The following is a 26,163-nucleotide window of genomic DNA, read 5'->3' as shown; positions in this document are numbered from 1 at the left end:
ACGGGTGAGAACACCGCATCGGTGGCGTCAGCGAACCACCAGGTCCGCCTCCCGCATCGCGTCCTTCACCTGTGGGATGGTCAGTTCACCGAAGTGGAACACGCTGGCGGCGAGCACCGCGTCGGCACCCGCCTGCACCGCCGGTACGAAATGTTCGACCGCACCCGCGCCGCCGCTGGCGATCACGGGGATCGACACGGCCGCGCGGACGGTACGAATCATGGGCAGGTCGAATCCGGCCTTGGTGCCGTCGGCGTCCATCGAGTTGAGCAGGATTTCCCCCACGCCGAGCTCGGCACCGCGGACCGCCCATTCCACGGCATCGATACCGGTGCCGCGCTTACCGCCGTGGGTGGTGACCTCCCACCCGGACGGGGTGTCCGGCTCTCCCTCCACAACGGTGCGGGCATCCACCGACAGGACGATGCACTGCGAGCCGAACCGCTGCGACATCTCCCGCAGCACCTCCGGTCGAGCGATGGCGGCGGTATTGACCGAAACCTTGTCCGCGCCCGCGCGCAGCAGCCGGTCCACATCCTCGACGGTGCGCACACCGCCGCCCACGGTGAGCGGGATGAAGATCTGTTCCGCGGTGCGGGTCACCACGTCGAGCATGGTGTCGCGGTCCCCGCTGGAGGCGGTGACGTCGAGGAAGGTGAGTTCGTCGGCGCCTTGGGCGTCGTAGGCCGCGGCCAGTTCCACCGGGTCGCCGGCGTCGCGCAGGTTCTGGAACCTGACCCCCTTGACCACGCGTCCGGCGTCGACATCCAGGCACGGAATCACGCGGACCGCCAGTGTCATCGCCTCACCTCACTGCCGCGGGTCGCGGCGATCATCTCGACCAATTCGGTGTGCACGCCGGGCGCGGCGGCCAGCACGGACCCGGATTCGATGGTCCACGGGTTCCCGGCCAGGTCGGTTATCACGCCGCCCGCGGCGCGCACCAGGACGACACCGCCGGCGTTGTCCCAGGGGTGATGGCCGAATACGATGGTGCCGCCCAGGATCCCGGCGGCGGTGTAGGCCAGATCGATGCCGGTGGAACCGTGCATCCGCACCCGCGACGACAGTCGGCTCAGCGTGCCGAGCATATCGAAGCGGATCCGGCCCGGGATCCGGCCGGTGGAGTCGATATTGAACGCCCCGAACCCGATCATCGACTCGGCGAGGGTTCCCCGCGCCAGCGAGGACTGCGGTTTACCGTTGAGCAACAGCGGCCCGCCGTCGACAGCGGCGTAGTGCTGTCCGAGGACCGGCAGCCAGGTCATGCCGAGAACCGGCTCACCGTCGCGCACCAGGGCGAGCAGGGTGCCCGACAGGGGATGCCCGGCCGAATAGTTGAAGGTGCCGTCGATGGGGTCGAGCACCCAGGCGGTGCCGCCGATCAGCCGGGGGCCACCGAATTCCTCGCCGTGTACCTCGATTCCGGTGCGCCGGGTCAGCTGTTCGGCAATGGTGCGCTCCAGTTCCAGGTCGAGTTCGGTGGCGAAGTCCTTGGAGCCCTTCGCGACCGCGCTGGGCGCACCCTGCCCTTCCCGGAAACGCGGTTCGATCCCGTCGAGGATCTCGGCGGCCAGGCTGAGCAGCGCGGACAGGTCGGTGGTGGCCATCGCGGATCAGCGCACCGCGGCCAGGGCCTCGGGCAGGGTGAACCGGCCCGCGTACAGCGCCTTGCCGACAATCGCCCCTTCCACGCCGTCGGGTCCGAGTTCGGAGATCGCCACCAGGTCGTCGAGGGTGGAGACGCCGCCGGAGGCGATGACCGGGGCCTCGGTGGCGGCGCACACATCGCGCAGCAGGTCCAGGTTGGGGCCGGTGAGGGTGCCGTCCTTGGTCACATCGGTGACCACATAGCGCGAGCAGCCGTCGTGTTCGAGCCGCTCCAGCACCTCCCACAGATCCCCGCCGTCGCTGACCCAGCCGCGGCCGCGGAGCCGGTGTTCGCCGTCCACGATCCGCACATCCAGGCCGACCGCGATCCGGTCACCGTATTCGGCGATGGCGCGGGCGCACCATGTCGGATCCTCCAGCGCCGCGGTGCCCAGGTTCACCCGCGCGCATCCGGTGGCCAGCGCGGCCTTCAAGGACTCGTCGTCGCGGATTCCGCCGGACAGCTCCACCTTCACATCGAGCTCACCGACCACCTGCGCGAGCAGCTCACGGTTGGACCCGCGCCCGAACGCGGCGTCCAGATCGACCAGGTGCACCCATGCGGCGCCGGCCTCCTGCCAGGCCAGCGCCGCATCCCGGGGCGACCCGTAGCCGGTTTCGCTGCCGGCCTCTCCCTGAACGAGACGCACGGCCTCTCCATTGGCGACATCGACCGCGGGTAACAGCACTAGACTCACTCCGCTCAGCCTAGTGGCTCGACCTCGACAACCACGTGTCGGCCCGCGGATACCGGCACCGTGTCCTCGGGAGGGCGCGGCGGAATTCCCGTGGTCTCGCTCGGCGGTTGGCAGATCGTGGACGCGGACGGGGACCGGCTCGACGCGGCCATTGTGGCGTCCGGCCCGGAAGAGGCGGTGGCCACGGCCCTCGGCCGGCGGTGAGCGCGGGCCGGCTCAGGCCGGCGGGCAACCCGCGTGCGCGTCGAGGACGCGGGTCAGGAGACGAACGAATTGGCGGCGCTCGGTGGCGGACAGGCCGAGCAGCAGTTCGTCCTGCGCGGCGGCCAGACGGTCGTCCAGGACGGCGAGGTGCCGCGCGCCGGCGTCGGTGAGCGTGACGATATTGCGGCGCCGGTCGGCGGGATCGGGATCGCGTAGGACCAGGTCGCGGGCGACCAGGTCATTGACGGCCGCGACGATATCGCTGCGATCGATATGGGTGCGTCGGCCGAGTTCGGCCTGGCTGAGCGGGCCGAACTGGGCGAGTGTGGCGAGCAGGGCGAAATGGTGGCGGCGTGAGCCGGTACCCGCGAAGGCCCGGTCGCTTGCGCGGTCCGCCAGTATGGCGGCCTGACCCACCAGCCGGGTGGGCAATTCACGTAACCGGTCCGCGGCGCCGTCGTGCGCGATCTGCATGACCGACAACCTACCTCTCTTGTTGGCGTGGCCCACAATAGGTATTGTTGGCAACGCCAATGTTGGACTGGCCAACATTAGGAGATAGGGGTTCGAGATGAACATCAGGCGCATCCTGTCGCCGGCACTGCTCCCGCCCGCGTTCGTCGCCGCATGCACCGGCACCCGCCCCGACGAGGCCGCCGACGCGCACCGGCACCTGGGCGACCGAATGGAGATCACCGCCCTGGTCGACCGCCTCGGCAGCTCACTCGACGAGGGCCGGTTCGCCGATCTGCATGCCACCTACACCGTGGACGCCACCGCCCGGACTCCGGGCGGACAGGCCCGAGGGCGAGATGCGCTCATCGCACAGGCGTCCCGCAACCACCGGCCGGACTACGCGATTCAGCACTTCGTCACCAATGTGCGAATCGACCTGGACGGGGACAGCGCGACCGTGCGGGCGAACCTTCTGGTGGTCTTCGCGCGCAAGGACACCGAAGCCACCACCCCGCCATCGGCACCGCAGTACACCCGCGGCGAGGTCTATCACTTCGACGCGATCCGCACCACACAGGGCTGACGCCTGTCGAGTGTCGCGACGGACCCGGTCTGGGCGCAGGGCATTCGCCCGTGAGTGGCAATGGGCCCACGGCGAGGATGCGACCGTGGCGTTGATATTTAATAAGCGCTAGCTTACTGTACGCGATTGCTTATTATAAGCTCGTGTCGAGCCGACGAACAGCGAACAGAGGAGAGCCATGAGTACTGAGCAATTGACATCGGAGGGGACGGTGCTCATGCCCTGGGCCGCCGGTCCCTGCGCCGACGACCCTGGAACGGTGTTCGTCGGCGTCACCGACTTCCTCTCGGTATCCGCCGAGGATGCCCGCCGGATCTACGCGACGGGCATGGACCTCGCACGCACCTGGCCGGTAATGCACGGCGCGGTCGGACTGTGGCTGTGGGGAAGACCCGCCGAACTACGCGGCGGCTCGATCTCGGTCTGGAAGACAGAACAGGATATGCGGCGATTCGTCCGCTGGCCGGTGCACGCGAAGATCATGCGAACCTGGCGCGGGCGCGTCCGCCTGGCCACCGATTCCTGGGAGGCCGAGCGTTTCGTGACGGACGAGGTACTGACCCGCGCGCGATACACGATCGAGAGACCGCACCGCAGTACAACATGACGATGCGGCCGCTGCGTCTCAGAGCGACTTGATCCAGTTGCGCAGCAGTTGGGCGCCGGCGTCGCCGGACTTCTCCGGATGGAACTGGGTGGCCGACAGCACACCGTTCTCCACCGCGGCCAGGAAGGGCCCACCGTGGTGGGCCCAGGTGAGTTTCGGTTCGGCGAGATGATCGCTGGGGGGAAGTTCCCAGGTCCGGGCGGCGTAGGTGTGGACGAAATAGAAGCGGGTGTCGGGGTCCATACCGGCGAACAGCACGGTGTCGGCAGGAGCCTGGACGGTGTTCCAGCCCATATGCGGCAGGACCGGCGCCTCGAGGCGGTCGACGGTACCGGGCCATTCGGCGCAGCCCTCGGTTTCCACGCCGAATTCGACGCCCCGCTCGAAGAGGATCTGCATGCCCACGCAGATACCGAGCACCGGGCGGGAACCGGCGAGGCGCTGACCGATGATGCGCTCACCGCGCACGGCACGCAGTCCTGCCATACAGGCGGCGAAGGCACCGACACCGGGAACCACCAAACCGTCGGCCGCCAAGGCGGCCTGAGGGTCAGCGGTCACCTCCACCTGGGCGCCGGCGCGGATCAGGGCGCGCTGAGCGGAATGCAGATTGCCGGAACCGTAGTCCAGCAGCACAACCGAGGTCACAGCGCTCCCTTCGTGGATGGCACACCCTGCACCCGGGGGTCGGGTTCGACGGCGGCGCGCAGGGCCCGCGCGACCGCCTTGTACTCCGCTTCGGTGACATGGTGCTGGTCACGGCCGTACAGCACCCGCACGTGCAGGGCGATTCGGGCATTGAGGGCAATGGATTCGAAGACATGCCGGTTGAGCACCGTCGAGTACGGTGCGCCCGGTTCACCGCGGCCGCGCACCGGCGAGCCGGGGATCACCGCATGCAATAGGTGATCGGGTTCGCCGGTGTGCACACAGTAGGGACGGCCGGAGACGTCGACGGCGGCGTGGGCGAGCGTTTCGTCCATCGGGATATAGGCGTCGCCGAAACGGCGGATGCCTTTTTTGTCGCCGAGGGCCTGACCGAGGGCCTGACCGAAGACGATGGCGGTGTCCTCGACGGTGTGATGGGCCTCGATCTCGATATCGCCCTCGGCGCGGACGGTGAGGTCGAAACTGGCGTGGGCCCCGAGCGCGGTGAGCATATGGTCGTAGAACGGGACACCGGTGGAGACATCGGTGCGGCCGGTGCCATCCAGGTTCAGTTCCACCACGATGCCGGATTCCTTGGTGGTGCGCTCCACCCGCGCGGTTCGGTTCATACTCTCTTCCGTGTCGTTCTCGGCCCTGGGTCTCAGCCCTGGTCCATCAGTTCGGTGGCGGCCAGCTTCGCGCTGACCCGCAGGAATTCGTCGTTCTCGACGGCGAGCCCGATGGTGGCGCGCAGATAGCCGGAAAGGCCGACATCGCGGATGAGCACACCATTGTCCAGATAGCGCTGCCAGGCGCGCGGCGCGTCGCGGAAACGCCCGAACAGCAGGAAGTTCGCGTCGCTGGGAACCACCTCGAAGCCGAGTTCGGCCAACTCCCGCGCGACCCGGTCCCGCTGCGCGGCCAATTCCGCGACACTGCCGAGAGTTTCATCGGCGTGCCGCAGCGCGGCGCGGGCGGCGACCTGGGTCACCACCGACAGGTGGTACGGCAACCGCACCAGCAGCAGCGCGTCGATCACGGCGGGGGCGGCGACGAGATAGCCGAGGCGGCCGCCGGCGAAGGCGAACGCCTTGCTCATCGTGCGGGTGACCACGAGTTTGGCGGGGAACCGGTCGATGAGCCCGATGGCGCTCGGCGCGGAGGAGAACTCACCGTACGCTTCATCGACGATGACGATGCCCGGGGCGACCTCCAGGATCCGGGCCAGCTCGTCGCCGGGGATACTGTGCCCGGTCGGGTTGTTCGGGCTGGTCACGAACACCACATCGGGTTGGCGTTCGGCGGTGACGGCCAGCGCGGCGTCGATATCGAGGGAGAAGTCGGCGGCGCGTTTCGCCTCGATCCATTCGGTGTCGATGCCCTCGGAGATGATCGGGTGCATCGAATACGACGGTATGAACCCCAGGGCGCGCCGGCCGGGTCCGCCGAACGCCTGCAGCAGCTGCTGCAAGATCTCGTTGGAGCCGTTGGCCGCCCACACATTGGCGGTGTCCACCGCGATACCGGTCTGCCGGGTGAGATAGGCGGCCAGATCGGCACGCAGCGCGACGGCGTCGCGATCCGGATAGCGGTGCAGCTCGGCGGCGGCGGTGCGGATGGCCTCGGCGACGTCGTCGACCAGCGCACGGCTCGGCGGATGCGGGTTCTCGTTGGTGTTGAGCTGCACCGGAACCGCCAATTGCGGTGCGCCGTAGGGGGATTTGCCGCGTAGGTTCTCCCGCAGCGGCAACGCGTCCAGGCCGATACCCGCGCCCGGAACGGTTGCGGCGGCGGTCGGCACGGCGCCTTCTTCGGCGTTCCGAGCGCTCACGACAGAGCCTCGAAACGCGCCCGCACGGCCTGACCGTGCGCGGGAAGGTCTTCGGCGTTCGCCAGGGCCACCACGTGCCCCGCGACGTCCTTCAGCGCCGCCTCGCTGTATTCCACGACATGGATACCGCGCAGGAATGTCTGGACGCTGAGCCCGGACGAATGCCGCGCGCAGCCGGCGGTGGGCAGGACGTGATTCGAGCCGGCGCAGTAATCGCCGAGGCTCACCGGCGCGTACGGTCCGACGAAGACCGCGCCCGCGCTGCGCACCCGGGCGGCGACGGCCGCAGCGTCGGCGGTTTGGATCTCCAGGTGTTCGGCGGCGTAGGCGTTCACCACCCGCAGCCCCTGATCAATATCGTCGACCAGTACCGTCCCGGACTGGGTGCCGGTCAGCGCCTCGGTCACCCGCTGCGCGTGCTTCACCACGGTCATCTGCGTGGTGATCGCGTCGTCGACGGCATCGGCGAGCGCGGCGCTGTCGGTGACCAACACACTGGCCGCGAGTACATCGTGTTCGGCCTGGCTGATCAGATCGGCCGCGATATGCACCGGATCGGCGGTGGCATCGGCGAGGACGGCGATCTCGGTGGGCCCGGCCTCGGCGTCGATGCCCACCAGGCCGCGGCAGAGCCGTTTGGCGGCGGTCACGTAGATATTGCCGGGGCCGGTGATCAAATCGACCGGCACGAGCGGAGTTCCATCGGTATCGGTGCCGCCGTAGGACAGCAGGGCCACCGCCTGCGCACCGCCGACCGCCCACACCTCCTCGACACCGAGCAGCCGCGCGGCCGCCAGGATGGTCGGATGCGGCAGGCCGCCGAACCGCGCCTGCGGCGGCGAGGCCACCACCAGCGAGTCCACCCCGGCCGCCTGCGCGGGGACCACGTTCATCACGACACTCGACGGGTAGACGGCATTGCCGCCGGGCACGTACAGCCCCACCCGTTCCACCGGAACCCATCGTTCGGTAACGGTCCCGCCGGGCACCACCTCGGTGGCGGTATCGGTGCGCCGCTGGTCGGCGTGCACGGCACGGGTGCGCTCGATGGCCACCTCCAGCCCGGCGCGCACCGCCGGATCCAGCCCGTCCAGGGCGGCGGCCAGTTCCTCGGCCGGAACCCGCACCGCGGCGGGCGTCACACCGTCGAACCGCCCGCTGAACTCCAGCGCGGCGGCCACCCCTCGGTCCCGGACCGCCTCGACCACCGGCCGCACCCGATGGAGCACCGAGTCGACGTCGACTCCTCCGCGCGGCAACGCGGTGCGCAGCTCGGCGGCGGTGGGAGTACGACCGCGCAGATCGACGCGGGCGAGCTCGATACGGGGTGTCATAGCGGTATCAGTCCTTGGTCTGCGGGTGGATAACAATGGGAAAGTTGCCGCTACCAGCCTAATGGGCGCGGTCGAGCGGATTTCGCCCGGTGGCCCGGGTGCCGACGCGGTACGCCGTGGTGGCGCCGAACGACGTTCGCCCGACACCCGGCACCTGGCCGGAGCCGGGGCGAGGGTCCATCCCGATGGACGCAACCGAACACCGGGCGCCCGAAGAGGGTGCGCTGTCCGGCGGGCAGGCGCAGATTTACCCGAACGGGTTCGGCCGCAGCGAATCTCACCGCGAAACCGCGCATGACCGGAGCTACACCGTGCGGACGGCCTCTCCGATCCTTCGCCCGCCGGGTTCCCGCCGAACCAGGAATGGACCCGGGTGCGGCCGCGTTCCGGGTCCCGCGGAAGGGTTCACTCCGATATCCCGGCGCCGGGCGGTGTGTTTTCCGTCTCGTCGAACGCCGGCGGCCTCGCCCGCCCCGGGCGGGTGGGTGACGTATCGGGCTCGGCCGTAGCGCCGCCGCAGCTCCGGTACTCCATCGCCCTCGAGTTCGTCGAGGACAACGCTTCGCCCGACGACCGCCGATGCCGCGGACTTCCGGGCCGGACACATATCGCCGTATGCGTGGACAGCGGAATGGTGTCGTGCAGCATATGGCCCACCGCCTCGCGGACCCGCCGGCCACCGCACAGCGTCGGCGCCTCCCACTGCTTGTCCGTCAAGGTGCGTAGCAGGTCGATCGGCCCGGCCCGTTCCGCGGCGAGCAACCCCCGAACATCCATGCCGCGCACCGTATCGCGTGCCGGCGACGGTCGCGGCGCGGGAACCTCCGGCGGCGCGGCCGGAACCGGGTCGTCAGCGGGTGTCGCCGTCGATGAGCAGGTCCCCGTCGACGGAGACGACCCGTAGTACCGGATTCTTGGTCTGACCGCCGTAAGTGAGGCCGCTGACCCGCATATCCACCGAACCGTCGGGGTTGTTGCCGTGGTCGGCGGTAATGGTGGAGAAATTCTGCACCGTACGCTGGCCCCAGTACTGGCGGAACTGCTGCTGGGTGCCGTACACCCGCTGCGCGGCCGGGGTCAGCAGCGACCAGGAACCGGTCGGATCGGTATAGAAGTTCTCGATGAGCTGTCCGGCCGCGCCCCAGTCGACGGTGCCGTTGCTCGGGGTCTCACCGAGGGCGACCGCGCCGCCCGCGTCCTCGGTGCCCGTCGGCCGCGGCGCGCTGGTGACCGAGGAGGTGGTCGTTCCCTCGCTCGTGGCGCCGGAATCGTCGGAGCCGAAGGGGTTGAACAGCAGCACTCCGCCGATGGCCACCGCGCCGACCACACCACCGATGACCATGGTGCGTCTCTTCCCGGCGGGCCGGTCGAGCAGCGGAGTGGGCTGGGTCGTGGTGGGAGGGTTCGCACTGTCGTTGAGGTGCGACCGCTCGGTATGTGGGGGCGACGCGGAGCGGCGACGCGGGGACGTCACCGGTGCCGTGGCCTCCATGGTGCTCAGCGCGCCCGCCTGTTCACGGTGTTCCCGGCCGTTGCGGCCATGTTGTTCCCCGGCGGGTACGTATCCGACGGCCTCCCGGACGGGGCCGACCTCGGCGAACCGGGCCAGCTGGTCACGCGCCTCGCGCATGGTGGGCCGGTTCTCCGGCTTCGGATCGAGCAGGTCGAGCAGGAAATCGGTGGCGGGACCGGCATTACGCGGCTCGCTGAGCTGGCCGTTCGCCGCGGCGTACAGCACCTTCAGGGGGTTCCCGGAACCGTAGGGCGGTTCACCCTCCAGGGCGTGGAACAGGGTGGCCCCGAGCGAGAAGACATCGGCGGCCGGGGTGGGGTCGGAGCCGCGGGCGACCTCCGGCGCGAGATAGGCGGCGGTACCGGAGATCAGGCCGGTCTCGGTGAGGGTGACGTCACCGGCGGCGCGGGAGATACCGAAATCGGTGATCTTCACCGTGCCGTGTTCGTCGAGCAGCACATTGCCCGGTTTGACGTCGCGGTGCACGATCCCCGCCTGGTGGGCGGCGATGAGCGCGGACGCCACCTGGGTGCCGATCCGCGCGACCTGCGGTAGCGGCAGGGGACCGTTGGCCGACAGCACCATCGCCAGGCTGCGCGATTTCAGATACTCCATCACCAGGCACGGATCGCCGCCGTGCTCGGTGATATCGAAGACGACGATCGCGTTCGGGTGCTGGAAACGTGCCGCATTGCGGGCCTCGCGAATGGCCCGCTGGCGTAGGACATCGCGCTCGGCCTCGGGCAGGCTGGGCTTGATGTGAATCTGCTTGATCGCGACCGACCGCTGCAGGCGCTCGTCGACGGCACGCCAGACTACGCCTGTGCCGCCGCTACCAATCTGCTCGACCAGGCGGTAGTGCTCCGCGATCAACTGACCGGTATCTATGGCGCCTACTCCGAACCTTCTCGAAATCGTGACATGCCGCGTCCTTGACCACTCACGCGTTCCGGATGAGTGTAGCGGGCTCCGAACCGACAGCATCGAGCGATCTACCCATAGCGGGTGTCCCGTCCCACAAGTGACAGGTTTCCGGCCGTCCGCGGTGGACTCGAATAGCGCGGTGACCTCGGCATCCGGGCAATACCCGGGTCACCGGGTCGGAACCGCCGACGGTGGCGGTGAATCTCGGACATCCACTCGTCCGGGGTGTCGTGCAGCGTTTCACCACGATCACCGAAAGATACCGAAAAGCTATATCGCTATTACAGCAGCATCACAGCGGTAGAACCGATGAACGGTTTCGACCCGGAGATATCGATGCCACCCGCGCCGGAACCTCGACCGCGGCGGTGTCGGCCCGGTACACCGAGAGGTGCGGAATCGGCGCACCGCGGCGCCGGAACGGACAGAGCGGCACCGAACCGGTCCGCCTCCGAAGGTTGCCGGATAGGTGAGGCGGGTCGCAGCCGGCGGCCGCGCGGACCGAAACAGATCCCGGCGCGGCGTGGTGCCGGCAAGCTCTTCGGACCCACTCCGGCCGCAATCTCGTACGGCCGGAAGACCGCCACTCCCGCATCCGGATATCCCGCGATGGCCGCGAACCGGCCGGGCGGTATCCGGCCACCGGTCAGGCAGCGCACTTCGCGTTCGCCGGCGCGGGCGGCGCGGTGGCGATACCGCGTCCGATATCCACCAGGTAGTCCCGGTTGCCGTCGAGCGGTTCGGTACCGCGGATCAACCGCTCCACCACACACCCCGCCTCGAACAAGACCGGGCCCATATTGTGTGAACCGGGGACGATCGCTCCATTGAGGTCGCGCCCGCCGGCGATGGTGTACATCGAACTCGGTTTCCCCGCGACCATCAGAGCCGAGCGCATCTGGCGCGACGATTCGAAGGGGATCACATGGTCGGCGGTGCCGTGCACGAGGAACGCGTGCCGAATACTCATGCGGGGCGCGAGCAGCGCCGGGGAGCGTTCGGCATAGGCGAGTGGGCAGACCATGGGGGTGCATCCGCCGGCGTCGCGTTCGATCTGCGCCCGCAGCGCGGGACTGTCGGCGGCCGGGCCCTGCCAGTAGCCGAAGAGGTCGGAGGGGCCGTAGGTGTCGACCCAGTAGTCGAACAGTCCACGCGGTCCGTGTGCGACGGCGAGCCCGGAGGTCAAAGCGCCTTGGCTCCATCCCCACAGGATGGTGCGCGCGATGGCGGGATGCCCGCCGCGGTACCACTGGGTGATCGCCACCAGATCACGCCAACCCGCCCAGGGGTTCCATTCGCCGGTGCGCCATACGCTGTCGGCGGCGCGCATATCCATCGACACGATCGGGGTCGCGGTGCGCGCGGCGATGGCGGTCAGATAGTCGGCGTACTGGGAGCCGGAACCCTTGTGCCCGTGGGCCACGACCACCAGGGCGTCGCCGACGGCGCAGCCACGCGGCTCGTACAGCCGTCCGGTCGCACGTTCCCCGTCCACCGATACCGATACGTTTCGCACATCGACCGCGCACCCCGGTGCGGCCGCCGCCGTGGGGACCCCTACCGGCAATATCGCTAGCAGCACCGACAGCAGCCATCCGACCACATATCCCACGCCTCGTCTCATAACTCGAATATGGCACGAACGCCGTGCCGCACCGGGGAATTCGCTCGGCCGGTCGGCATTCCGGCCGGCGTCGGAAACCGAAGCGGCAGACAAAGTCCGAGGCGCGGCCGAGTTCGCGCCACCTGTCGGACCTGCCCGTTAGGATTCGCGCATGCGTTCGATCAGCACAACGGAACGGCGCTCTCGCCTGGGGATACGACATCGTCTGGCCGTCCCGGCCCGCACCGACGATATCGCCGAGATCGCACGGTCGATGGTGGTGTTGCACGCCACCGATCCGGCGACGGTCCATCTGTCCGCGGCGGCGCGTGGAATGCGGGTCGTTCCCGCCGATGTCGAACGCGCCCTCTACGACGAGCGAACCCTGCTGCGGATGCTCGCCATGCGGCGCACCATGTTCGTCGCACCGGTCGACCTCGTACCGGTGTTGCACGCGGCGTGCGGTACCGACCTGGCGGCGAAACAGCGTCGCACCTATGCCCGTTTCCTGGAACAGGCCGGGATCGGTGACGGTGACGCGGAAGGCTGGCTCGCCGCGGTGGCCGATGAGACCCACCGGGCGCTGGTGGCACGGGGTGCGGCCACCGGCGCCCAATTGAGCAAGGATGTTCCGCTGTTGCGCACCCAACTGAATACCGCGCCGGACAAGGCCTATTCGCGTCCGACCAATATCACCACCTGGGTGCTCGTCCTGCTCGGCGCCGAGGGCAGGATCGTGCGCTGCCGCCCGAACGGCGGGTGGTCGAGCAGCCAATACACCTGGGCGCCCATAGAATCCTGGTTGCCCACCGGCCTGGCTCCGCTCCCGGCCGATCAGGCGCGCGCCGAACTGCTGCGCCGGTGGCTGCGCGCCTTCGGACCGGCACCGATCGGGGACCTCAAATGGTGGACCGGATGGACGGCGGGCCAGGTGCGCAAAACGCTGTCGCTGCTCGATGTGGTGGAGGTCGACCTGGACGGCGAACCGGGGCTGCTGCTCGCAGACGACCTCGATCCGGTGCCCGCTCCCGACCCCTGGGCCGCCCTGCTGCCCGCCCTCGACCCCACCCCGATGGGGTGGCAGTCCCGCTCCTGGTATCTCGGCGAGCACGCGCCCCTGTTGTTCGACCGCAACGGGAATATCGGGCCCAGCGTCTGGTACGACGGCCGGATCGTCGGCGGGTGGGCACAGCGCAAGGACGGTGAGATCGTGGTGCGTGTGCTCGAGGACATCGGCGCCGACGCGCGGGTGTTGATCGATGCCGAGGCCGAACGGACCGCGACCTGGTACGGCGATACCCGTCCGGTTCCCCGCTTCCGCACGCCGCTGGAGCGGGAGCTCACGGCCTGACGAAGCATCACCGACCACGGCCGCTACCGGTCAGGATGGTGGGCGCAGAGCCGCGAACTCGTCGGTGACCCGCAGACCCGAATCGGTGAAGCGGTACACGGCCGCCGGACGTCCGCCCGCGCGGCCGGGGGCGGCGGTGGCGCCGGTGGGCGTGATCACCTTGCGACGGGTCAGGACTCGCTGCAGGTTGGTGGTGTCGACATCGTAACCGAGGGCCGCGCAGTAGATTTCCCGCAGCGTCGACATGGTGAAGCGGTTCGGTGCCAGCGCGAACGCGATATTCGTATAGGAGAGTTTGGCGACCAGCCGGGCGCGGGCATGTTCGACCACCACACCGTGGTCGAACGACATCCGCGGCAGCGCCGACACCGGATGCCAGGCGGTGTCGGAGGGCAGCCTCGGGTCGGCGGTGAGCGGGACCAGGCCCAGGTAGGCCGAGGCGATACGGCGCGGGCCCGGCACCCGGTCGGGGGCGCTGAACACCGAGAGCTGCTCGAGATGGCTCAGCTCACGGACGTCCACCTTCTCCGCGAGCTGCCGACGCGCGGAGGTGTCCAGGTCCTCGTCATCGCCCAGTCGGCCGCCGGGCAGCGACCAACTCCCGGCCTGTGGGTCCAGCGCCCGCTGCCACAGCAGCACCGCCAATTCACTGCGCCGGGTGGGTGGGCGACGTTTGCCTCTCCCGTCGGAGGGGTCGTCGGGATTTTCATCTGCCGTGATGTTTGCCGGGAAGCGACGAACTTGGAACACCGCGGTAAGCGATTCATGGATGGTGCTACCATGGGCCATGTTTTCGATCATAAGTCGAAAACCTGGTTTGGTGCGAATCGGCGGGCCCGTCGACCGCACGAAGGAAGGAGCCACCATGGCGACGACGGCAGTCAACCCGATCGCGGGTACCACGTTGCCGGTACAGATCGACGACGGTCCGTCGGGCTACACGGGTATCGATGCCACGCCCGAATGGGCGGCCGAGGTCGAGCGCCTCGCCCGGCTGCGCAATGCCACCATTCTCGCGCACAACTACCAGCTGCCCGAGATCCAGGACGTGGCCCACCACGTCGGCGACTCGTTGGCGCTGTCGCGGATCGCCGCCGAGGCCGACGCGGACACCATCGTGTTCTGCGGTGTGCACTTCATGGCCGAAACCGCCAAGATCCTCAGCCCCGAGAAAACCGTCCTCATCCCCGACCAGCGGGCCGGTTGTTCACTGGCCGACTCCATCACCGCCGACGAACTGCGTGCCTGGAAGGCCGAGCACCCGGGCGCGGTCGTGGTCTCGTATGTGAACACGACGGCGGCCGTCAAGGCGCTCACCGATATCTGCTGCACCTCGTCCAACGCTGTCGACGTGGTCGCGTCCATCGACCCCGACCGGGAAGTGCTGTTCCTGCCCGACCAGTTCCTCGGCGCACATGTCAAGCGGGTCACCGGCCGGGAGAACATGCATATCTGGATGGGCGAATGCCACGTCCACGCCGGTATCAACGGCGATGAACTGAACGAACAGGCCCGCACCCACCCCGACGCCGAACTCTTCGTGCACCCCGAATGCGGCTGCGCCACCTCCGCGCTGTATCTGGCCGGGGCGGGCGAGTTCCCCGCCGACCGGGTGCACATCCTGTCCACCGGCGGCATGATCGACGCGGCCCGGGCCGCCACGTCCAACCAGGTGCTGGTCGCCACCGAGGTCGGCATGCTGCACCAGCTGCGCAAGGCCGCCCCGGGCGTGGATTTCCGGGCCGTCAACGATCGGGCGTCCTGCAAGTACATGAAGATGATCACGCCCGCCGCGCTGCTGCGCTGCCTGGCCGAGAACCGCGACGAGGTGCATGTCGACCCGGAAACCGCCGTACTGGCCCGCAATTCGGTCCAGCGCATGATCGAGGTCGGTAACCCCGGCGGCGGGGAATGAACCCCATCCGGCCGCTCGCGGACCCGACACCCGGCGTGGGGTGGACCGCCGAGGCCGACCTGGTCGTCGTCGGCGGCGGAGTCGCCGGACTCACCGCGGCGCGGGCGGCCTCGCTGCGCGGGCTTCGGGTGCTGATCCTGAGCAAGGGCGGTCCCACCGATACCGCCACCCAGTATGCACAGGGTGGTATCGCGGTCGTCGCGCCGCACGGGGATTCGGTGGACTCCCATGTCGCCGATACGGTGGCGGCCGGAGGCGGGCTGTGCGATCTCGACGCCGTCGAATCCATCGTCGCGGGCGGACCGGACGCGGTGGCCGCGCTCACCGATCTGGGCGCGGTCTTCGATCTCGGCCGCGACGGGCAGGTATCGCGGACCCGCGAAGGCGGGCACAGTACCCGGCGCATCATCCATGCCGGTGGCGACGCGACCGGCGCGGAGGTGCAGCGGGCGTTGAACGCGGCCGGTCTGCCGGTGCTGTTCGGCACCGCCGTACTCGAGATCGTCACCGGTGATACCGGGGTGCAGGGAGTGATCGCGGCATCCGAGCGCGGGCTCGGTGTCGTGCACGCGCCCTCGGTGCTGCTGGCCACCGGCGGGCTCGGTCAGCTGTACGCGCTCAGCACCAACCCGCCCGGCGCGACCGCCGACGGGGTGGCACTGGCGCTGTGGGCCGGTGCCACGGTGGCGGATCTGGAGTTCGTGCAGTTTCACCCCACCGTGCTCTACACACCGGGCGGTCTCGGCCGACAACCGCTGATCAGCGAGGCGGTGCGCGGTGAGGGCGCGGTACTGGTCGACGCGCGCGGCGCTTCGGTGACCGCGGGTGTGCATCCGCGCGGGGACCTGGCACCGCGCGATGTGGTGTCCCGGGCGATCGCCGACCGGATGCGGCTGCTCGGCGACGACCACGTCTACCTCGACGCGCGTGGAGTCGCCGGTTTCACCCACCGCTTCCCCACCATCACCGCCTCCTGCCTGGCCGCGGGTATCGATCCCGGTGCCGACCTCGTCCCGGTCGCGCCGGCCGCCCACTACCAATGCGGCGGAGTGGTGACCGACCTGCACGGCCGCACCGGCGTGCCCGGCCTGTACGCCGCGGGCGAGGTGGCGCGCACCGGCCTGCACGGGGCGAACCGGCTGGCGTCCAACAGTCTGCTGGAGGGACTGGTGATGGGTGAACGGGTCGGCGCCGCCGCCGTCGAACGGGTCGGCGAACCCGCCCGGGTCACCCGCTCATCGGCACGGGTCGCACCGCGCGTGTCGCGTGGCCTGGTACAACGCCTGATGACCGCCCACGCCTCGGTGGTCCGGGACGGCGACGGCCTCGCCCATGCGGCGCGCACGCTCGCCGACGCGCTGCGAACCACCGAATCGGGCCGGGCCACCGGCGAGGCCGCGGCTCCCGGCGGACTCCCGCCCGGCCCGGGCGCACCGGACGAGACGCTTTGCGGCGAAGCGCCACAGACCCGCCTGATCGGCGAATTCGAGGACGCGGCATTGACCCTGACCGCACGTGTCCTGGTGCTCGCGGCGGCGGACAGGCGCGAGAGCCGCGGCTGTCACACCCGCTCCGATCATCCGGATCCGGTGGCGGCGCTCGGCCGCAGCACGGTGGTGCGGTTGGACGAACGCGGCGTGCCGCATGTCGTCCGCGAACCCGAGCCATTCCGGACGCTGCCCGCACCGATATGACGAATCCCCGGCGCGGCACCGCGCCGGACCGCGGAACGGACGTGCGTCACGACCACACCGGCGGCGACAGCGCACACCACCTGCCCGCCCGAACCGAAAGACAGGAGTAGCAATGGCATTGGATGCGGGGCTCGACCACGCGGAGGTGCTGGCCGTGGCCCGGACGGCGCTCGGCGAGGATCTGCGGTACGGCCCGGACGTGACCACCACCGCGACCGTCCCCGCCGACGCGACAGTGAAGGCGTCGGTGGTCGCGCGAGAGCCCGGAACGGTCGCCGGTATCGATGTGGGCCTGCTGGTGCTGGACGAGGTGATCGGCGCGAACGGCTACGAGATCACCGAACGGGTCGCCGACGGCACCCGGATCGCGCCCGGTGAAACGGTATTGGGCCTCGTCGCCCCCACCCGCGGGCTGCTCGTCGCGGAACGGACCATGCTCAACCTGCTGTGCCACCTGTCCGGGATCGCCACCGCCACCGCCGCATGGGTGGACGCGGTGGCCGGCACCGGATGCCGTATCCGCGACAGCCGCAAGACCCTACCGGGCCTGCGTGCCCTGCAGAAATACGCCGTCCGCGCCGGCGGCGGCGTGAACCACCGCATGGGCTTGGGCGACGCCGCGCTCATCAAGGACAATCACGTGGTCGCCGCGGGATCGGTGGTGAACGCCCTGCGCGCGGTGCGCGATCTCGCGCCGGATATCGAATGCGAGGTCGAGGTGGACAACCTGGACCAGTTGGACGCGGTCCTCGCCGAGAACGTGGAACTGGTTCTGCTGGACAACTTCCCGCTCTGGCAGACCCAGGCCGCGGTGCAGCGCCGCAACGCCACCGCCCCGCGGACCGAATTGGAATCCTCCGGCGGACTGACCCTGGATATGGCCGCCGACTACGCGCGCACCGGAGTCGACTATCTGGCGGTGGGCGCGCTCACCCACTCCGTGCGGGTGCTGGACCTCGGTCTCGACATGTAAAGAGCTTCTGCGGCTACACTTTCCTGCCATGCGCGTGGTCGAGGCCCATCCCCGCCCGCCCCGACACCCGTCCGGCCCGCAGCGACGAAACCGAGAAAGACTGTGAGTCCAATTTTCGACCATGAATGGCGAGAAAAGATCATCGCTTCGTTCGAAGCGGATCGTGAAGATACGCTGGACGAACTGAAGCAGATATTGAGTTTCCCTTTCCATCCGGATACCCGGCTCGTCATGTTCGAGCTGCATGGTAACGGTGGCGTCTTCGGACTCAATCCCTGGCCCATGAAAGACGGCGACTACCATATAGATATCGACGCATCCGGCACCCCCCTGTACCAGACAGGATTCGACGAGTTCGGTTGCGGGTTCTCTGCTTACGACCAGCTGGACGAAGTGAATCGAATGAGTCCCGAAGAAATCGGGGACCTGGACGATCTCGCCATCGACTACCTATGCGATTGGTTCGCGGACCTGCTTCACGAACTGAATGCAGACCTTCCGATCTCTTACGCGATCCAGAGACACGACTATACAGGTGTTTATTCCGTACCGGAAAAAGAATGGTTAACCGACGCGGAATTCGACAGCCGTTTCGAAGACGGCGAAGGATAGACCGCGTATTCGAGCTTCCCGGTGGCCGGCTCGTCACCGTACACGTCGACCGCTCCCGCCATGGACATTCCGTATACCTTCGCCGAGGATCGGTGCGCTCAGGCGGATTTCATCTCCGGCCGCGGCGGAGCCTGGGTCGGCAGCGATGGCAGCGCCCAGGTGATCACCCAGGCAATGAGTTCGATCACCCAGAACAGCAGCAGGAAAACGGTGACGACCGCCGCCGGGATCGCGAGGAACAGCAGCGACAGCACGGCGGTGATCGCGAACGCCACCACATCGCCTGCGGTGGCGCCCGTCAGTCTGCTGTTGAAACGCACCGCCGCCCACATCATTCGGCGGCGCGGCACCGAGACATCGCACTCCCGCAGCGTCCGCCGGAAGATCCCGTCCGCGTCCGCTTTGCTCACCTCGTCCGATTTCAGCAGATAGTCGTGCAGGATCGCGGCCTTGGTGTACACGCCGTAGCGCGGCACCAGCCACAGCACCGGCCGCGGCACCGACGCGAAATCGGTGCGGAACCCGACGGGCACCGTGAACTCCCGGTCCGCTCCCGCATAGTGCAGTGGTTCGACAACCCGCCAGAACTTCGCGTCGATCTCCTCGACCACAAGCGAATTCGTGAAGACCACGATCACTCCCTCCCAACCGTATGAAACCGCTCACAGCGTACGGGGTGCGGGTATGACGCCACCACGGAAGCATCGAAGTGACCACCTCGGTCGCCGCCGTGTCGGCGATCTTCGCGTCGTTCGAGAAGTGGTCGTACGGTATCGCACTCGAGACGGAGAGGACCGAGTGGCGCGACCGACCTCGACGTCTTCCCGGCCGTGAACGGCCGGGATTCCTACTATGCCGCTACGCGGCATCTCGGTGGGTTTCTGCTTCATCGCCGACCGCCCCCACCCGTGAGGGTCTTACATCTGCTCCACAAGCGTTCAACCTCTCCGCCCGTCCGGCGGCGAGAATATTCTTCGCGGCATTATGGTCGCGGTCGTGTACGGCGCCGTGGCCGACGACGGCGCCGACGGCAGCTGCCGCGACCAGCGGACCCGCAATTCGCCGACCTTGGCCACATACAGTTTCCCGTTGCCACGCAGCGAGAACCCGTTGCGGGTGAGCCGGATCGCCTGACAGTTGTCCTTGCGGGACCGGAACCGCGGCGGCGCGACCTTCGCACCCTTTACGCCGGAATCGATGCACCATTCCGTCCCTGAAGAACCAAGCTTGCGCGCTACGTTTCCTGGTCACGCACCATGGTGCGCTGATGTACTCGCGCACCCCGATACCGCAGCCCCGGGACCAGCGGCTCGGAACCGTGGGCCCGGAAACCCATTCGTTCGAAAAACCGTACGGCCCGGGTGTTCTCCACCAGAGTCTGGAGATGGCAACCCGGCGAACCCACCTCGCGCAACCGCTCGAACCATCGCTGCATCAGCCCATCCGCCGCGCCGGTGCCCCGGGCCTCCGGCGCCACATTGATATGCAGATGCGCGGGCCACCGAGCATCGGTGAAGTCGCCCGCGGTGGGCACCCGGCGCACGGCGGCGCCGATGGCGTCGACCATAGCGCGGGCGAAGAATGCCGTGCTGCGACGACGAAAGACCAAGCGGTGACGGCGAATCACCTGTTCCAGCCGGACGCTCTCATCGGGGAAGGCCGCGCTGTCCACGCAGCCGGTGAGGTACCCGACCAACATCCCGTCCTGTTCGGCGACGAACAACGACTCCGGCTCGACATCCATATACGGGTCCAGATAGACCATCGCCTCGGCGGCCGGGTTCCCCCAAAGACTTTCGGTCGGCGAACCCTGCCCCGCGCGGGCGAACAGCTCCCGCAGTTCGGTTCGGTCGCCGTCCCGAAACCGACGGATCACCATGGAACCAACCTACACGCCGAACAGCGTGTGAAAGACGCGAACTTCGGCTCGGACTCGCAGGACGGCCCGGAGAAACGCGAACGACGGCGCGCACCCGGGAGCGGATGAAGTGGAAGCCGGGTGTCCACTTCCCCGACCGCCGACGATCCCGGCAGCGGCGCATCCCTAACCGGTCGCGCCACTCATTCGGCCGGCCTCCGACGGACTGCCTTCGCCCGGCCCGTAGGCGCTGTGCTGCGGTGCGAGCACCTAATGGGGATGGGTGCTCACCAATGTGGACACCGGAGCCGGGTGGTGGGGGTGTCCGGTGGAAGGCGCGAACTCGGGCGGCAATGGCCGGGATTCGTCGAAGGCGCTGACGAACCCGGTCCCGAGGTCGACGCCCGTGCTCAGCGCCGCGAGGAAAAGCATCACCAGCGAGGCGGTGAGTGGCTGGGCGATGAGAGCGAGCCAGGTCTCGACGCTCGGCGCCTCGATGACGATCTCCCCCACCCGGAGCTCGTCGGGGAACGGATGCCGCCGGTCGGCGACGATCTCCCCGAGCCACGCCATCACCACGGCACCGATGCCCGAGCCGAGTACCAGCCCGACCAACTGGATCGGTCCCCGCATCCGGCGCAGCCGCCAGGCACCCACCGCCGACAGCAGACCGGTCGCCGCGCCCGCGCAGACGAATATCGCCAGCGCGTCGAAGTGGTGCAGATTCTCCCCCGTGAACGGCACCGGCCGATCCGGCTCGACGACGAGGTAACTCCTGGTGGGTGCCAGCACGCCCCATACCACGCCGACCACGGCGCTCAACAGCACCACGACGGCGAGGACGACGGCGGCGGCGCGGACCTCCCGCACGGTCGCGGACGGGTTCTCCCCTGCTACCACTAGCGCTGTTCCAGCGTCGCCGAATGGATCACCCCGTGCCGGGAGCACTTGGCCCACCAACCGTCCGGGTTGACCTGCACGACCATCCGCCGACCGCAGTGTTCGCAGAACCGCGGCGGTTCCAGCCCCGACACCGCGGCCCGAGGGGTCGGATCATCGATGCCAGGCACGATCCGCTTGCCCGTGAACGGGTTGTAGCGCTCGTCGTCCATAGCGTCGACAGTACCCATGACACCGGTCCCTTCCCAGCCGACATGGCCGATTCGCCCCGGTCAGAGGGTTTCGTTGAGAGCCTTGATGGGCATCTTCAGCTCGCCCAGCAGGTCCAGGTCCTGTTCGGCGGGCCGGCCCAGGGTGGTGAGGTAGTTGCCGACGATTACGGCGTTGATACCGCCGAGGATGCCCTTCTTGGCGCCCAGATCGCCGAGGGTGATCTCCCGACCGCCCGCGAACCGCAGCATGGTGCGCGGTAACGCGAGCCGGAACGCGGCGACCGCGCGCAGCGCGTCGGCGGCCGGCAGGACCTCGAGGTCGCCGAAGGGGGTGCCCGGTCGCGGGTTGAGGAAGTTCAGCGGAACCTCGTCGGGTTCGAGTTCGGCGAGGTCGGCGGCGAATTCGGCGCGTTGCTCGAGGGTTTCGCCCATGCCGAGGATGCCGCCGCAGCAGACCTCCATACCGGCCTCGCGCACCATGCGCAGGGTGTCCCAGCGCTCTTCCCAGGTGTGCGTGGTGACCACGTTGGGGAAGTGGGAGCGGGCGGTTTCCAGGTTGTGGTTGTAGCGATGCACGCCCATGGCGGCGAGCTGGTCGACCTGATCCTGGGTGAGCATGCCCAGCGAGCACGCCACCTGGATGTCGACCTCGTTGCGGATGGCCTCCACACCGGCGGCGACCTGCGCCATCAGCCGCTCGTCCGGGCCGCGCACGGCGGCGACGATGCAGAATTCGGTGGCGCCGGTCTTGGCGGTCTGCTTGGCCGCCTCCACCAGGCTGGGGATATCGAGCCAGGCGGCACGCACCGGCGACTGGAACAGACCGGACTGGGAGCAGAAGTGGCAGTCCTCCGGGCAGCCGCCGGTCTTCAGGCTGATGATGCCCTCGACCTCGACCTCGGGCCCGCACCACTTCATCCGCACCTCGTGTGCCAGCTCGAGGAGCTCTTCCAGCCGGTCGTCGCCGAGTCGCAGCACCCGCAGGGTCTGCTCCCGATCGAGCCCGGCGCCGCGTTCGAGCACCTGCTCCCGGGCAACGGCGAGGATGTCGTCGGTGGTCGCTGGGGTGTCGGTGGTCCTCACGGGTGCCTGGGTCACAGCGCGAATCCCTTCGTCCGGCGGGCGGTGTCTCCCGGTCCCGATATCCCGGGACACTGAACTTGAACGGTGTTCAGGCTAGGGTAGCGGCAGGAGTGAGTCAAAACACCATCGGGAGGACCGAACCGTGCAGTTGCACCGGGCCGATGTGGTCGACGGGGCCCTCGCCATCCTCGACCAGTACGGCCTCGCCGACCTGACCATGCGCCGCCTCGCCGGCGCCCTACGGGTACAGCCGGGTGCTTTGTACTGGCATTTCACCGATAAACAGGCTCTGCTGGGTGCCGTGGCCGACCGGATACTGGCCCCGATGGAAGAACCGGTGACCGCCGAGGATTGGGCCGGCGTCCTCGCCGAGCTCGCCCACCGGCTCCGTGACTGCCTGCTCACCTACCGGGACGGTGCCGAACTGGTCTCCGCCACCTACGCCTCCCGCCTCACCACCAGCAAGGGCCGAGAGCGTATGGCGAGCACCGTGATCCGCGCCGGTATGTCCCGCGCCGAAGCCGAACTGGCCGCCTACGCCCTGCTGTACTACGTGCTCGGCCATACCGTCGACGAACAGTCCCGGATGCAGATGGACTCCGTCGGCGCCCTCCCCGACTCCCCCGATCCCGGCGCAGACACCCCCGACCCCACTGCCCGATTCGATTTCGGTCTCCAGCTGTTCATCGGCGGTATCCGCCAACGCCTGGGCGCCGCGCTCCGCTGAACCGGCGCGGCGCGCCCACCGGCCGTGGGACGTCCCGCACGCGCCGATTCCCGCCGCTTGCCGGGGCGCAGACCCGCCTCAGGCAGCGCGGGGAGGCGGTGGGAGTCGCGGGTCGGCTCGGCCGCGGCACCAGCCGACAACGGCTCACGAACCGGAGGAGCGGCCGGACCGAACTCACGGCCCGAGCCGAGGCAATCCCATCAAATCATTTCGCATCAAATTGGTTTGATATATATTGCGGGGTGCGGACTTCCGATCGAGTACCGGTCCCGATGCTGATGCGGATGGCGGCCCATCCCCTGCGATGGGCACTGATGACCGAACTGGCCTCCAGCGACCGCCGGGTGCGGGAGTTGGTCGACGCCGTCGGTGAGCCGCAGAACCTGGTCTCGTATCACCTGCGGCTGTTGCGTGCGGCCGGGCTGGTCGCCGCACGACGCAGCAGCTTCGACGGCCGCGACAGCTACTACCACCTCGATACGGCGCGCTGCGCCACCGCGTTCGGTGACGCGGCCGCCGCGCTGCATCCGGCACTGGCGCCCACGGGCGGTCGGTGGCACGACGGCAGTTCGGTGCTGTTCCTGTGCACCGGCAACAGCGCGCGGTCGCCGATCGCCGAGGCGCTGCTGCGGCACCGCGTCGAGGGCATCGACGTCACCAGCGCAGGCAGCCATCCCGCACCGCGGCTGCACCCGAACACGGCCCGGGTCCTCCGCGAGGACTACGGCATCGACCCGCAACTCCGGCAGCCGCAGTCACTGGACGCTGTCGCGGGGCGACGCTTCGACTACGTGATCACGTTGTGCGACAGGATCCGCGAGGTTCCCCACGACCACGGACCGGCCGTCGCGGTGCACTGGAGCCTGCCCAATCCCTCCGCCTCCGGCACCTCCGATGCGGCGACCTACCCGGAATTCCGGCGCGTCGCCCGAGAACTCGACACCCGCATCGGGTTCCCACCCCTCTAATAATCCGAAGGAGATCCGGACATGGCAACCGCACCGACCGAACTCGCCCGCGTCCGATACCTCGTCGACGACGTGCGCGCGGCTGTCGACTTCTACACCACCCATCTCGGCTTCGACCTCGACTTCGACGCCGCACCCGCCTTCGCCGCCGTCAGGCGCGGTCCGCTGCAGTTGCTTCTCGCCGGGCCCCAGAGTTCCGCCGGACGTCCCATGCCCGACGGCGCCGTCCCGGCAGCGGGCACCGGCTGGAACCGCATCCAACTCGTCGTCGACGATATCCGCGCCGAAACGACAAGGCTGCAGGCGGCCGGGATCGGTTTCCGCAACGACATCATCAGCGGCCCCGGCGGGCAGCAGATCCTGTTGCACGACCCCGCGGGCAACCTTGTCGAACTGTTCCAGCCCGCACCCCACGACGCGCGGTGAGGCGCATCTTGTGCCGAACCTCACTCCCCGCCCCGACGTGGTGACCGGCGCCGGCCGACCCGAGCCCGCACTCCCCGGGACCGCGGGCCGGCTGCGTCGCCGGCTCGGTGTCACCGATGCCGTCGTCATCGGACTCGGCGCGATGATCGGCGCGGGTATCTTCGCCGCTCTCGCGCCCGCCGCCCGCGCCGCCGGGTCGGGGCTGCCGATCGGATTGACGATCGCGGCGATGGTCGCCTACTGCAATGCGACCTCTTCGGCGCGGTTGGCGGCACGCTACCCGGCCTCGGGCGGCACCTACATCTACGGGCGGGAACGGCTCGGCCGATTCTGGGGTTATCTGGCCGGGTGGGCGTTCGTGGTCGGCAAGACCGCATCCTGTGCGGCGATGGCGCTCACCGTCGGCCTCTACACCTGGCCCGCCCACGCGCACGCCGTCGCGGCCGCCGCGGTGGTCGCGGTGATCGCGGTCGACTACGCGGGGGTGCAGAAATCCGCGTGGCTCACCCGACTCATCGTCGCGGTGGTACTGGCGGTGCTCGCCGCCGTCGCAGTGGCCGCGTTCGGCTCGGACGTCGCCGACACCGCGCGGCTCGACCTCGGTTCCAACGTCACCGCCGGCGGAGTACTGCAGGCGGCAGGATTGTTGTTCTTCGCCTTCGCCGGATACGCGCGCATCGCCACCCTCGGCGAAGAGGTCCGCGATCCCGTCCGCACCATCCCGCGTGCCGTGCCGACCGCCCTGGCCATCACCCTGGTCGTGTACGCGGTGGTCGCCGTGGCCGCACTGCTGGTGCTGGGTCCGCAGCGGCTGGCACAGACCCCCGCGCCGCTGACGGAGGTGGTGCGGGCCGCGGAAGCCGGTTGGCTGGAACCGGTGGTGCGGGCCGGGGCCGCCGTGGCCGCGCTCGGGTCGCTGCTCGCACTCGTCCTCGGCGTCTCGCGCACCACCCTGGCAATGGCCCGCGACCGGCACCTGTTCCACGCCCTGGCCGCCGTCCATCCGCGCTACCGGGTGCCGCATCGCGCCGAAATCGCCGTCGGCGTAACCGCTGCCGCGGTGGCCGCGACCGCCGACATACGCGCGGCAATCGGCTTCTCCTCCTTCGGTGTACTGCTCTACTACGCCATCGCCAACGCCTCGGCCTGCACACTCACCCGCAGCGAGAATCGGCCACCCCGCCTGCTCCCGGCTCTCGGCCTGGCAGGCTGCCTCGCTCTCGTGTTCACCCTGCCGTTGTCCTCCATCGCCACCGGTTCGGTGGTCGTGGCCGCGGGAGCGCTCGTCTACGGTCTGCGCCGCATTGTCGCCGGCGATCCGACGACACGGGCGAACGAGAACACGAAACACTGAGCGGGAGAAGGGGTACCGCTCGGTCACTCGACGCCGGCG

The 26,163-nt window shown here is 69.0% G+C and carries 29 protein-coding genes; 12 read left to right on the top strand and 17 right to left on the bottom strand.

What is annotated here, in order from left to right; genetic code table 11:
* Nucleotides 1-27 precede the first annotated feature (27 nt).
* The 4 genes from hisF to ON20_RS09150 all read right to left on the bottom strand — a co-directional run bounded on the left by hisF (nt 28) and on the right by ON20_RS09150 (nt 3,026).
* Nucleotides 28-801 (bottom strand): imidazole glycerol phosphate synthase subunit HisF, encoded by a 774-nt coding sequence (hisF, locus tag ON20_RS09165; RefSeq protein ID WP_040834590.1) that lies wholly within the window; start codon nt 799-801, stop codon nt 28-30.
* Complete coding sequence (locus ON20_RS09160) at nt 798-1,610, bottom strand: inositol monophosphatase family protein (RefSeq protein WP_040834589.1); 813 nt, start codon at nt 1,608-1,610, stop codon at nt 798-800. The genes hisF and ON20_RS09160 overlap by 4 nt, the downstream gene beginning before the upstream one ends.
* A gap of 6 nt (nt 1,611-1,616) precedes the next feature.
* Entirely contained in the window at nt 1,617-2,348 is a 732-nt protein-coding gene (gene priA, locus ON20_RS09155) for a bifunctional 1-(5-phosphoribosyl)-5-((5-phosphoribosylamino)methylideneamino)imidazole-4-carboxamide isomerase/phosphoribosylanthranilate isomerase PriA (protein ID WP_040834588.1), read from the bottom strand.
* 216 nt (nt 2,349-2,564) lie between these two features.
* On the bottom strand, nt 2,565-3,026 hold the full coding sequence (locus ON20_RS09150; RefSeq protein ID WP_040834587.1) for a MarR family winged helix-turn-helix transcriptional regulator: 462 nt from the start codon (nt 3,024-3,026) through the stop codon (nt 2,565-2,567).
* Between the two features lie 97 nt (nt 3,027-3,123).
* Between ON20_RS09150 and ON20_RS09145 the strand changes: the two genes are divergently transcribed.
* Entirely contained in the window at nt 3,124-3,591 is a 468-nt protein-coding gene (locus tag ON20_RS09145) for a nuclear transport factor 2 family protein (protein ID WP_040834586.1), read from the top strand.
* 178 nt (nt 3,592-3,769) lie between these two features.
* The gene (locus ON20_RS09140) at nt 3,770-4,198 is read left to right on the top strand and encodes a hypothetical protein (RefSeq protein WP_157228763.1); all 429 of its coding nucleotides are present in this window, start codon (nt 3,770-3,772) and stop codon (nt 4,196-4,198) included.
* A gap of 18 nt (nt 4,199-4,216) precedes the next feature.
* Here the strand turns inward: ON20_RS09140 and hisH are convergent, their stop codons facing one another.
* The 7 genes from hisH to ON20_RS09100 all read right to left on the bottom strand — a co-directional run bounded on the left by hisH (nt 4,217) and on the right by ON20_RS09100 (nt 12,072).
* Entirely contained in the window at nt 4,217-4,846 is a 630-nt protein-coding gene (hisH, locus tag ON20_RS09135) for an imidazole glycerol phosphate synthase subunit HisH (protein ID WP_040834585.1), read from the bottom strand.
* Nucleotides 4,843-5,475, bottom strand: coding sequence for an imidazoleglycerol-phosphate dehydratase HisB (gene hisB / locus ON20_RS09130; RefSeq protein ID WP_040834584.1), 633 nt, complete (start codon nt 5,473-5,475; stop codon nt 4,843-4,845). The genes hisH and hisB overlap by 4 nt, the downstream gene beginning before the upstream one ends.
* Nucleotides 5,476-5,507: 32 nt before the next feature.
* On the bottom strand, nt 5,508-6,677 hold the full coding sequence (locus ON20_RS09125) for a histidinol-phosphate transaminase (protein ID WP_245547126.1): 1,170 nt from the start codon (nt 6,675-6,677) through the stop codon (nt 5,508-5,510).
* Nucleotides 6,674-8,011, bottom strand: coding sequence for a histidinol dehydrogenase (gene hisD / locus ON20_RS09120; protein ID WP_040834583.1), 1,338 nt, complete (start codon nt 8,009-8,011; stop codon nt 6,674-6,676). The genes ON20_RS09125 and hisD overlap by 4 nt, the downstream gene beginning before the upstream one ends.
* A 405-nt stretch (nt 8,012-8,416) precedes the next feature.
* Complete coding sequence (locus ON20_RS09115) at nt 8,417-8,788, bottom strand: maleylpyruvate isomerase N-terminal domain-containing protein (protein ID WP_040834581.1); 372 nt, start codon at nt 8,786-8,788, stop codon at nt 8,417-8,419.
* Between the two features lie 73 nt (nt 8,789-8,861).
* Nucleotides 8,862-10,397, bottom strand: a complete 1,536-nt coding sequence (locus tag ON20_RS09110; RefSeq protein WP_040834579.1) for a serine/threonine-protein kinase — start codon at nt 10,395-10,397, stop codon at nt 8,862-8,864.
* A 697-nt stretch (nt 10,398-11,094) separates the two neighbouring features.
* Nucleotides 11,095-12,072: an alpha/beta hydrolase family protein gene (locus tag ON20_RS09100; RefSeq protein WP_040834576.1), complete on the bottom strand. Its 978-nt coding sequence runs from the start codon at nt 12,070-12,072 to the stop codon at nt 11,095-11,097.
* A gap of 151 nt (nt 12,073-12,223) precedes the next feature.
* On the opposite strand from ON20_RS09100, the gene ON20_RS09095 reads away from it, so the two are divergent.
* Nucleotides 12,224-13,402 (top strand): winged helix DNA-binding domain-containing protein, encoded by a 1,179-nt coding sequence (locus ON20_RS09095; protein WP_040834573.1) that lies wholly within the window; start codon nt 12,224-12,226, stop codon nt 13,400-13,402.
* 30 nt (nt 13,403-13,432) lie between these two features.
* Here the strand turns inward: ON20_RS09095 and ON20_RS09090 are convergent, their stop codons facing one another.
* Nucleotides 13,433-14,191 (bottom strand): NUDIX hydrolase, encoded by a 759-nt coding sequence (locus ON20_RS09090; RefSeq protein WP_040834728.1) that lies wholly within the window; start codon nt 14,189-14,191, stop codon nt 13,433-13,435.
* 76 nt (nt 14,192-14,267) lie between these two features.
* Here ON20_RS09090 and nadA point away from each other — a divergent pair, with 76 nt between their 5' ends.
* The 4 genes from nadA (at nt 14,268) to ON20_RS09070 (ending at nt 18,596) form a co-directional block, all read left to right on the top strand.
* Nucleotides 14,268-15,317 carry a quinolinate synthase NadA gene (gene nadA, locus ON20_RS09085; RefSeq protein WP_040834727.1) on the top strand — a complete coding sequence of 350 codons (1,050 nt, stop codon included), beginning with the start codon at nt 14,268-14,270 and terminating at the stop codon, nt 15,315-15,317.
* Nucleotides 15,314-17,011 carry an L-aspartate oxidase gene (locus ON20_RS09080; protein WP_040834572.1) on the top strand — a complete coding sequence of 566 codons (1,698 nt, stop codon included), beginning with the start codon at nt 15,314-15,316 and terminating at the stop codon, nt 17,009-17,011. The genes nadA and ON20_RS09080 overlap by 4 nt, the downstream gene beginning before the upstream one ends.
* Before the next feature lie 112 nt (nt 17,012-17,123).
* Nucleotides 17,124-17,984, top strand: a complete 861-nt coding sequence (gene nadC, locus ON20_RS09075; RefSeq protein ID WP_040834570.1) for a carboxylating nicotinate-nucleotide diphosphorylase — start codon at nt 17,124-17,126, stop codon at nt 17,982-17,984.
* Between the two features lie 102 nt (nt 17,985-18,086).
* A complete protein-coding gene (locus ON20_RS09070; protein ID WP_040834569.1) occupies nt 18,087-18,596 on the top strand; it encodes a hypothetical protein in 510 nt (169 codons plus the stop codon).
* A gap of 98 nt (nt 18,597-18,694) precedes the next feature.
* Here the strand turns inward: ON20_RS09070 and ON20_RS09065 are convergent, their stop codons facing one another.
* Nucleotides 18,695-19,228, bottom strand: coding sequence for a DUF1353 domain-containing protein (locus ON20_RS09065; RefSeq protein ID WP_040834725.1), 534 nt, complete (start codon nt 19,226-19,228; stop codon nt 18,695-18,697).
* 352 nt (nt 19,229-19,580) lie between these two features.
* Between ON20_RS09065 and ON20_RS36210 the strand changes: the two genes are divergently transcribed.
* A complete protein-coding gene (locus tag ON20_RS36210) occupies nt 19,581-19,730 on the top strand; it encodes a hypothetical protein (protein WP_218002478.1) in 150 nt (49 codons plus the stop codon).
* A 100-nt stretch (nt 19,731-19,830) separates the two neighbouring features.
* Here the strand turns inward: ON20_RS36210 and ON20_RS09060 are convergent, their stop codons facing one another.
* From ON20_RS09060 to bioB, 4 genes are all read right to left on the bottom strand, one after another.
* Complete coding sequence (locus ON20_RS09060; RefSeq protein ID WP_040834568.1) at nt 19,831-20,475, bottom strand: GNAT family N-acetyltransferase; 645 nt, start codon at nt 20,473-20,475, stop codon at nt 19,831-19,833.
* A 249-nt stretch (nt 20,476-20,724) separates the two neighbouring features.
* The gene (locus tag ON20_RS09055) at nt 20,725-21,354 is read right to left on the bottom strand and encodes a DUF2567 domain-containing protein (RefSeq protein WP_051161979.1); all 630 of its coding nucleotides are present in this window, start codon (nt 21,352-21,354) and stop codon (nt 20,725-20,727) included.
* Nucleotides 21,354-21,584 carry a biotin synthase auxiliary protein BsaP gene (gene bsaP / locus ON20_RS09050; RefSeq protein ID WP_040834567.1) on the bottom strand — a complete coding sequence of 77 codons (231 nt, stop codon included), beginning with the start codon at nt 21,582-21,584 and terminating at the stop codon, nt 21,354-21,356. Before bsaP ends, ON20_RS09055 begins: the two co-directional genes overlap by 1 nt.
* Nucleotides 21,585-21,626: 42 nt before the next feature.
* Nucleotides 21,627-22,664 carry a biotin synthase BioB gene (gene bioB, locus ON20_RS09045; RefSeq protein ID WP_040834565.1) on the bottom strand — a complete coding sequence of 346 codons (1,038 nt, stop codon included), beginning with the start codon at nt 22,662-22,664 and terminating at the stop codon, nt 21,627-21,629.
* Between the two features lie 127 nt (nt 22,665-22,791).
* On the opposite strand from bioB, the gene ON20_RS09040 reads away from it, so the two are divergent.
* The 4 genes from ON20_RS09040 (at nt 22,792) to ON20_RS09025 (ending at nt 26,124) form a co-directional block, all read left to right on the top strand.
* Nucleotides 22,792-23,376, top strand: coding sequence for a TetR/AcrR family transcriptional regulator C-terminal domain-containing protein (locus ON20_RS09040; RefSeq protein WP_040834564.1), 585 nt, complete (start codon nt 22,792-22,794; stop codon nt 23,374-23,376).
* Between the two features lie 284 nt (nt 23,377-23,660).
* Nucleotides 23,661-24,344, top strand: a complete 684-nt coding sequence (locus ON20_RS09035) for an arsenate reductase/protein-tyrosine-phosphatase family protein (RefSeq protein ID WP_245547125.1) — start codon at nt 23,661-23,663, stop codon at nt 24,342-24,344.
* 21 nt (nt 24,345-24,365) lie between these two features.
* Nucleotides 24,366-24,770 (top strand): VOC family protein, encoded by a 405-nt coding sequence (locus ON20_RS09030; RefSeq protein ID WP_040834562.1) that lies wholly within the window; start codon nt 24,366-24,368, stop codon nt 24,768-24,770.
* 91 nt (nt 24,771-24,861) lie between these two features.
* Complete coding sequence (locus ON20_RS09025; protein ID WP_218002483.1) at nt 24,862-26,124, top strand: APC family permease; 1,263 nt, start codon at nt 24,862-24,864, stop codon at nt 26,122-26,124.
* Nucleotides 26,125-26,163: the final 39 nt, after the last annotated feature.

This window comes from Nocardia brevicatena NBRC 12119 (genome assembly GCF_000308495.1).
GTDB lineage: Bacteria > Actinomycetota > Actinomycetes > Mycobacteriales > Mycobacteriaceae > Nocardia > Nocardia brevicatena.
The sequence above is the reverse complement of the archived record's forward strand: the minus strand, read 5'-3'. Positions and strand labels throughout refer to the sequence as shown.